At 43.4% G+C, this 2945-nt stretch carries 3 protein-coding genes; 1 reads left to right on the forward strand and 2 read right to left on the reverse strand.

Annotated elements, in window-relative coordinates:
- The coding region (locus CXF78_RS18760; RefSeq protein WP_145991561.1) for an ATP-binding protein at positions 1 to 306 on the forward strand (306 nt) is incomplete at its 5' end.
- Between the two features lie 105 nt (positions 307 to 411).
- On the opposite strand, the gene CXF78_RS18765 is transcribed toward CXF78_RS18760, so the two are convergent.
- Together CXF78_RS18765 and CXF78_RS18770 are read right to left on the reverse strand one after the other, a co-directional pair.
- Complete coding sequence (locus tag CXF78_RS18765; RefSeq protein WP_102037609.1) at positions 412 to 1932, reverse strand: DUF3300 domain-containing protein; 1521 nt, start codon at positions 1930 to 1932, stop codon at positions 412 to 414.
- A gap of 175 nt (positions 1933 to 2107) precedes the next feature.
- Positions 2108 to 2945 (reverse strand): ATP-binding protein (locus CXF78_RS18770; RefSeq protein ID WP_145991562.1); only part of this gene is annotated, 838 nt, incomplete at its 5' end.

The following is a 2945-nucleotide window of genomic DNA, read 5'->3' on the forward strand; positions in this document are numbered from 1 at the left end:
AAAAATATTATCGAAAATGCCTGCAAATATAGCCCTATTGAATCATTAATTACCATTACGGTTACTCAGGACGAGCAGCAGACGATGATTTGTGTACTTGATCAAGGCAAGGGAATGTCTGATGAAGAAATTAGCTTAGCCAAAAATCGCTTTTATCGAGTTGATGAAAACGCTTCACACGGTGCCGGTTTAGGCTTGTCGATTTGCCAGCATATTATCAGTTTACATCATGGTGAATTGACTTTTAGCAAAGTAGAACCTCATGGCTTAAATGTTTGTATCGTCTTACCTCATGCTCAGATTTAGTGTGCGAACTGATAACTTTATTGATTTTATATATAAAAAAACAACACGAGAGGCAAGGTCTACTCGTGTTGTTTAGTGCTTTAGCTCGCTGATTTTTTTGACTGTTTACTGTCTTTCTCTTGAAGGCTTTTCTCTTGAAGGTCCGGTGTCTCTTGACTGGCTTGCACTGCGTGATGATGAATTATCACGTTGCTGACTCATTGAGCGCGAAGCTTGCTGAGGAGTCGATCGAATTGTTTCGCGAACTTGCTGCTTTTGCGGTTCACTCCTACGAATTTGTTTCACTTGCTGTTGTGGATTGCGCATCGCGTTAACGTGCGACTCACGCGACTTTTCAACTCGAGTGTTACGCTGTGCTTGTTGTAATTCTTGAGTGCGCGGCTTGCTTGTTATATTTGCCACCGGTTTTGCCTCATATTTAGGCCTAGTTTGGGCCACATCGCGCTGGCGACTGTAATTTGACTTCATCGGCTCGCCTTTACGCTCAAACGACTTTACCTGTGCTACAGGTTGACGTTGTTGGCTTAGATCGCGTTTTAGCTGGTTACTTCTGTGCTCTATCGGCTCATTACGGCCTACGCTTCTTACTGTCGATTTTTCGCTACGCTTGTCATGCTTGTTGCCATGGCTTACTTCTTTACGCTGCTCATTGACCTTGGTTGAGTAATGACGAGGTTCATTGGCGTGCTGGCGTTTAGGTTCACGTGAATAGCTTACTTGCTTGTTACGCTTTTCATAATGGCCGTTATAACGTTTGCTGATCACTTGGCTGTGGTAAGCCACACCCTTGCGATGCTTAGGTTTATGTTGCCAATGTTGGGCTCCATGGCTGTAACTAATTTTCCGTGGTGTGTAGTAACGGTAGTTTTGATGTACTGGCACCGCAATCACGCGGCGGTCATGCCAATGAAAACCACTAAAAAAGAAATTAAAGCTAATGCGTACTCCGCTGTCCCAGTATATCGCGCTGTGGTTAGGGCGATAATGTACGTAAGCAGGTGCATGCCAATAAACGGGTGGATAACGATTCCAGCGCCAATTGCCATAAACGATACGGCTGTCGTAGTAAGGCACGTAAACAATTTCTGGGCGAACTGATTCAATAATAATCCGGCGCTCGACTCGTGACACTTTAACTTGCTCAAGGTCGGCTAAGTTGTTGGCTTCGTCAGCTTGTTGCCTTAACGATTGAATAGTGTCTAGCATGCGACCTTCGTCTTGCAAAAATGCATCGCCTACGCTTTGAGTCCACGCTAAATCATCATTTAAACGCTCTAATACATTGGGAAATGCTACCAATGCTTTCACGCTTGGGTCCCAGTCTTGCGACTCTACCTCGGTCATAATTTTGTTGGTGTCGCGGTTACCTTGGTTTGCTAACCAGCGTTTTGCTTGGACAATTTCTAATGGATACGTTGACGCTATTAATATGTGGGTTAATAAACTGTCTGGATATAGCGCTATTGGCGCGAGCATTTGTGCCAACTCAGCATCACTCACCACATCATCTGCTGCATTATAAGTGTATGAATTAGTTGGTTGCGCCGCTTGTACATTTGTTAATGGCATACAGACCAAGGCTAAGGCGAGTAATGCCTGAACGGGTACGTGAATGGCTTTTTTCATGTTATCTCCAGCGTCATTGATGACTGTTAGGTTCATCATAACGAGCCGAAGATGAACATAAGCTGAAAGCTAATAACTGAAATTAATACGCTAGAACTATGCGAGAGAAATAAACGAGAGGAGCAAGCTAGATAAATTAAACAAATAATATATAACGGCAACCTGAGGTAGGCGTTTACTGTTGGAAAATAAACTCAAATTTGGCGCCACCCAATGATGCCGATTGACCAACGGTAAGTTTACCGTGATAACTGTCAACAAGATCTCTGACTATTGCCAGTCCTATCCCGTGACCTTGAGTGTAAGTGTCTGCACGGATCCCCCGTTCAAAAATATGCTGCTGTTTATCTTTAGGGATACCTTCACCATCATCTTCAATTGTTATGCACAGCGGATTTCCTTGCTGCGTAAGGGTTAATATCACCTTTGTTTTAGCAGCCTTACAAGCATTGTCGAGCACATTGCCAAGCATTTCTGTTAAGTCTGCTTCATCGCCTTTAAAGCGCGCTTGTTTGTTGGGGTGATACTCAATGGTGAGGTTTTGATGTTGGTATATCTTACTTAAGGTTCTGACTAATTTAACGGCAATACTGTCAACATTCACCCCTAAATGCCAAGCACTACCCGCTGCGCTTTGTGCCCGCTTTAGTTGGTAAGCAATAATTTGGTTTATACGATTAATTTGTTCCATCGAGGCTTCACTTAGATCCGCTTGAGTTTGGATTACCGCTAAAGGTGTTTTTAAACTGTGGGCTAAATCGGCTAAAGCATTGCGGTAGCGTTTGCGCTGACTTTGTTCGGTTTGCAATAAGGTGTTTAACTGTTGCGCTACTTTTTGCAATTCCACTGGGTAGCGAGTACTGAGTTGCTTTGATGTGCCTTGTTCTACAGCACTCAGTTCTTGGCTAAATTGACCTAATGGTTTTAGTGTCCATAACAACCAGCTGAGCTGTACGATAACCAATAAAGCAGTTAACACCAACAACCAAGTCCATAAGGTGTTAGAAAACTTT

Origin of the sequence: Shewanella sp. 11B5 (assembly GCF_002836795.1) — a bacterium.
GTDB lineage: Bacteria > Pseudomonadota > Gammaproteobacteria > Enterobacterales > Shewanellaceae > Shewanella > Shewanella frigidimarina.

Coding starts and splice junctions, on each gene's coding strand:
- CXF78_RS18765 (WP_102037609.1), bottom strand. CDS start 1,932: ATGAAAAAAGCCATTCACGTACCCGTTCAGGCATTACTCGCCTTAGCC.